The following is a 4513-nucleotide window of genomic DNA, read 5'->3' as shown; positions in this document are numbered from 1 at the left end:
GACGCCGCGGCGGGCCACGGAGCCGGAGGTACCGGGGCCGACGCCGGGACCGTCGCCGAGGCCGCCCGGCAGGCGGCGGTGGCGCAGGCGCACTGTTCGGAGGCGTTGTCCACCGTCGCCGGGGAGATGATCCAGCTGCACGGCGGCATCGGCATCACCTGGGAACATCCGGCGCACCGCTACTTCAAACGGGCCCACTCCGCGGCCCAGCTCCTCGGCCGCCCGCACGAACACCTGGCCCGGCTGGGCGTGGGCGGGGCTGCCCCGGGGGGGAACTAGGGACCGGCGGTTTCCTCCGGTCCCCGGACGAGGAGGTCGGCCAGCTCCGTCGGCCTGCTCAGGGCCACGGTGTGGCTCGCGGCGATCTCCTCGACGTCGGTGATGCCGAGCCGCTCGGCGGCGAGCCTGCGCATCAGCGCGGGCGGGAAGAACCGGTCCCCGGTACACAGGAGGTAGCGGGTGGGGACGTCCGGCCAGGCCGCGAGCGGCCACGGCTCGTCGGCCGACCCCTCCCCCGCGGGCCGCTCACGCCGCATCGCCTCGTCGGCGAGCGCGCGGGGCACGTCGTGCAGGAACGCCACGTACGGATCCTCGCTGCCCGTCAGGCCACCGTCCCGCTCGGCCGCCTCGCGCACGGCGTCGGCGTAGCCGGTGTTGCCGAACCACTCGTTCGGCGTCTCTCCCGGGGCGGGGATCATGCCGGCGACGAGCACCATCTCGCGCACCGGCCGGGTCTCCGCGACCAGCGGCGCGACGAACCCGCCGGACGACTGCGCCACGACGACCACGTCGTCCCGCCGCGCCACGGCCGCCACCACCGCGTCCGCGTAGTCACGCAGCCCCGCGTCCCCGTCGTCCGTCGGCAGGTCCGGGGCGACGGTGTCGTGTCCGCGCCGCCGCAGTTCCCGTTCGACCAGGTGCCAGTACCAGCCACCGTCCCCGGAACCGTGGACCAGCGCGAACGTCGCCATCGCCGAAGAGTACCGCAGAAGACGCCGCCGCCACCGTTGCTGACCACGCGTGTTCGGAAGTGCGAACCCACTCCGCCGCCCCACCACCGGATGGGCCGACCCGGCGACCGCGAAGAAACGCTCAACACTCCTTGCTCAAGACATCTTGCTCAACTCAAGATGTCTTTCGCAAGATATCTTTACTTCATGACGGAGGATCGGCCGGGCCGCATCACCGACCCGAAGACGCTGCGAGCGCTGTCGCACCCGACGCGCTGGAAGCTGATCGAACTGCTCACGCTCGAACCGACAGCCACGGCGACGCAGTGCGCCGACTTCACCGGCGAGAGCGTGGCGAGTTGCTCCTACCACCTGAATATGCTGGCGAAGTACGGGTTCACGACGCAGGCGGAGAGCGGGCAGGGCCGGGAGAAACCGTGGAAGCTCGTGCGGTACGACCAGAGCTGGACCACCGAGAGTACGGATCCCGAAGTCGTGCTCGCGGCGGAGACGGTGACCGAGGTGTTCTTCGACCACGAGCTCGACCGCATCAAGGAGTACAACCGCCGACGGGATCGCGAGCCCGAGCAGTGGCGGCGGCACACCAGCTCGAAGGCGACGATCACATATCTCACCGCCGACGAGCTGGAAGAGGTCGACCAGGCACTCCAGGAGATCTTCGATCGGTTCCAGGATCGCCTCGAGAACCCGGATCTCCGCCCGGAGGGTTCCCGCGCGGTCGGGCTGTTCCTCGCGAGTTACTTCCCCAAGTCGTTGCCCGGTAAGGAGTAGCCGTTCATGGACTTCCTCCAGGCATGCGCCGATCAGCGACGCCGGGACAGCGAACGCGCCGCCGCCTCGCACCGACTGCGCCGTGAGTGCCGTCGATCCGCCCCCCGGCGGCCGTCACGTCTTCTGCTGCGCTTCTACGCCCGCGTGTGGTGGGCTTCGCGCCCGCGGGCGGCGGCGTGGACGCCGGGCCTGCTCGACGACCCGGTCGTCAGATGAAGCCGGTTGACATCCACGCCGCTGCCGGCGCGCGCTCCCGACACCGGGTCAGCGGTCGCGGGCGAGGATCAGGCCGCTGGTGGGCACCCCGGTGCCCGCCGTGACGAGGACGTGCGGCACCTCCCCCGGCTGGTTGACCGAGGCGCCCCGGATCAGCCGCACGCCCTCGGCGATGCCGTTCATCCCGTGCAGGTAGGCCTCCCCGAGCTGGCCGCCGTGGGTGTTGCAGGGCAGCCGCCCGTCGAGTTCGAGGTTGCCCGCGCGCACGAAGTCCTTCGCCTCGCCCCGCCCGCAGAAGCCCAACTCCTCCAGTTGCGGCAGCACCAGCGGCGTGAAGTGGTCGTACAGGATCGCCGCGGCGATGTCGTCCGGCCGCAGGCCGCTCTGTGCGTAGAGTTGGCTGCCCACCAGCCCCATCTCCGGGATACCGGAGATCGACGGCCGGTAGTAGCTGGTCATCATGTGCTGGTCCGGGCCGGACCCCTGGGCCGCGCCCGCGATGTAGGCCGGCGGGTGCGGCAGGTCCTTCGCGCGGTCCGCGGAGACGACCACCAGCGCCTGCCCGCCGTCGGTCTCCTGACAGCAGTCCAGCAGGTGCAGCGGTTCGGCGATCCACCGGGAGGCCTGGTGCTCGGCCAGGGTGATCGGGCGCTGGTGGAACCACGCGGCCGGGTTGGTCGCCGCGTGCCGACGCATCGTCACCGAGACCCGGCCGAAGTCCTCACTGGTGGCGCCGTACTCGTGCATGTAGCGGCGGGCGAACATGGCGACCCACTGCGCCGGGGTGGACAGCCCGAACGGGGTCATCCACGAGTACGCGGCGCGGTCGGCGTCGTCGCTGAGCGCCCGGTCCGCCTGGCCGAGGCCGTAGCGCACGCCGGAGCGTTCGTTGAACGCCCGGTAGCAGACCACCACGTCGGCCGCACCCGTGGCCACGGCCATCGCGGCCTGGGCGACCGTGCCGCAGGCCGCGCCGCCGCCGTAGTGGACGCGGGAGAAGTGCCGGATCTGCCCCATCCCGGTGTTCCGGGCGATGTGGATCTCCGAGTTGGTGTCCGCGGTGAACGTCACCAGCCCGTCCACCTCGGACGGTTCGAGCCCCGCGTCGTCGATCGCGGCCCGCACCGCCTCGCAGGCCAGGTGCAGTTCGCTGCGGCCGGAGTCCTTGGAGAACTCGGTCGCGCCGATCCCGGCGACGGCGGCCCGGTTCGCCAGGCCCGTGGATGCCCCGCCCGCCGCCGCGGTCGGGTCCGTGGTCGTCGCGGTCATGACCGCACCTTCTCCCCGCTCGCGGCGTCGCCGGTCACCCCGGCTCCGGAGGCCCCGTGGTCGGACCTCCCGTCGCCGACCGGGCCGCCCCCGGTCGGGAACCGCAGCGCGACGGTGCCCGTCACGTGCGGGCCGAGGCTGTTGTCCCCGCGCACGGCGACCTCCACCCGGTCGTCGGAAACCTCGGTCACCTCGCCGGTCATCCGCATCTCGTCTCCCGGGTAGTTCGGCGCGCCGAGCCGGACCTTGATGCGGGCCACCGACGCGGCGGGCCCGGCCCAGTCGGTGACGAACCGGCTCACCAGGCCGTTGGTGGTCAGGATGTTCATGAACACGTCCTTCGACCCGCGTTCGCGCGCCAGCTCCGGGTCGTGGTGGACGTCCTGGTAGTCCCGGCTGGCGATCGCGGTGGCCACGATCAGCGTGCGGGTCAGCGGGATCACCAGGTCGGGCAGCGTGTCGCCGACGGCGATGTCGGCGTACCGCACGGGGACGTGCGGGGCGGCGGGGGTGGTCACGAGGCCGTCACCTCCGTGGTCGCGAGCACGGCACCGAGGCGGTCGAGGTCGGCGCTCGGCCCGCCGAGCGTGCCCGCGATCTCCTTGCCCCACAGGTAGTGCCGGTGCACCGGGTAGTCGAGGTCCACGCCGATCCCGCCGTGCACGTGTTGCACGCGGTGCAGGACGCGCTGGCCCGCGTCGGTGGCCCACCACTTCGCGACCAGGGCCGTGCGGTCGAGGTCGGCAGGGTCGAGGTCGGCGGGGTCGGCGTCGGCCCCGTCCGCCCCGTCGAGGCGGGTGGCGGCCTGCCACAGGGTCACGCCCGCCGCCTCGATGTCGATGTGGCAGTCCGCGAGCTGGTGTGCCACCGCCTGGAAGGTGCCCAGCGGCCTGCCGAACTGTGTGCGTTCGCTCAGATAGCCCGTCGCGTGCGCCAGCGCGCCGCGGGTGACACCGAGCTGCACGGCGGACAGCGCGACGTGGGCACGCCGCAGAGTGCGCGCCAGGGCGGCACGCCCCGTCGTGCCCACGGCGACCCCGGTGGCCGGGGCGGAGTCCAGTTCCAGGTGTCCGCACCACTGGCGGCTGGTGGTCTCGGCGTGCTCCCACGTCACGCCGGGCGCGGCGGGATCGAGCAGGAACAGCCCCGGCCCGTCGTCGGTGGTGGCCGACACCAGCACCGCGTCGGCCCCCTCCGGGACGGGCACCGCGGCCTTGGTGCCGGTCAGTGTCCACCCGCCGACGCCGTCACCGTGGGCCGCGCAGTCCGGCACGGCCGGGTCGGCG

The 4513-nt window shown here is 72.7% G+C and carries 6 protein-coding genes; 2 read left to right on the top strand and 4 right to left on the bottom strand.

What is annotated here, in order from left to right; translation table 11 throughout:
* Window positions 1–279, top strand: a 279-nt coding sequence (locus SACPADRAFT_RS0210785; protein WP_007026644.1) for an acyl-CoA dehydrogenase family protein, incomplete at its 5' end; no start/stop codon positions are given.
* On the opposite strand, the gene SACPADRAFT_RS0210780 is transcribed toward SACPADRAFT_RS0210785, so the two are convergent.
* Window positions 276–971, bottom strand: coding sequence for an alpha/beta hydrolase (locus SACPADRAFT_RS0210780; protein WP_007026643.1), 696 nt, complete (start codon window positions 969–971; stop codon window positions 276–278). The two genes, SACPADRAFT_RS0210785 and SACPADRAFT_RS0210780, sit on opposite strands and share 4 nt — an antisense overlap.
* A gap of 186 nt (window positions 972–1157) precedes the next feature.
* On the opposite strand from SACPADRAFT_RS0210780, the gene SACPADRAFT_RS26945 reads away from it, so the two are divergent.
* Window positions 1158–1742 (top strand): helix-turn-helix domain-containing protein, encoded by a 585-nt coding sequence (locus SACPADRAFT_RS26945; protein ID WP_051442437.1) that lies wholly within the window; start codon window positions 1158–1160, stop codon window positions 1740–1742.
* Window positions 1743–2006: 264 nt separating this feature from the next.
* Here SACPADRAFT_RS26945 and SACPADRAFT_RS0210770 read toward each other — a convergent pair whose 3' ends face one another.
* The 3 genes from SACPADRAFT_RS0210770 to SACPADRAFT_RS26935 form a co-directional block, all read right to left on the bottom strand.
* Window positions 2007–3227: a lipid-transfer protein gene (locus tag SACPADRAFT_RS0210770; protein ID WP_007026640.1), complete on the bottom strand. Its 1221-nt coding sequence runs from the start codon at window positions 3225–3227 to the stop codon at window positions 2007–2009.
* Window positions 3224–3745, bottom strand: a complete 522-nt coding sequence (locus SACPADRAFT_RS26940) for a MaoC family dehydratase (RefSeq protein ID WP_007026639.1) — start codon at window positions 3743–3745, stop codon at window positions 3224–3226. Before SACPADRAFT_RS26940 ends, SACPADRAFT_RS0210770 begins: the two co-directional genes overlap by 4 nt.
* The coding region (locus tag SACPADRAFT_RS26935) for an acyl-CoA dehydrogenase family protein (protein WP_007026638.1) at window positions 3742–4513 on the bottom strand (772 nt) is incomplete at its 5' end. The genes SACPADRAFT_RS26940 and SACPADRAFT_RS26935, both read right to left, overlap by 4 nt.

It is taken from the genome of Saccharomonospora iraqiensis subsp. paurometabolica YIM 90007, from assembly GCF_000231035.2.
Taxonomy (GTDB): Bacteria; Actinomycetota; Actinomycetes; order Mycobacteriales; family Pseudonocardiaceae; genus Saccharomonospora; species Saccharomonospora paurometabolica.
Note: the sequence above shows the minus strand (reverse complement) of the source record. Positions and strands in the feature narration are given on the sequence as shown.

Coding starts and splice junctions, on each gene's coding strand:
- SACPADRAFT_RS0210780 (WP_007026643.1), bottom strand. CDS start 971: ATGGCGACGTTCGCGCTGGTCCACGGTTCCGGGGACGGTGGCTGGTAC.
- SACPADRAFT_RS26945 (WP_051442437.1), top strand. CDS start 1,158: ATGACGGAGGATCGGCCGGGCCGCATCACCGACCCGAAGACGCTGCGA.
- SACPADRAFT_RS0210770 (WP_007026640.1), bottom strand. CDS start 3,227: ATGACCGCGACGACCACGGACCCGACCGCGGCGGCGGGCGGGGCATCC.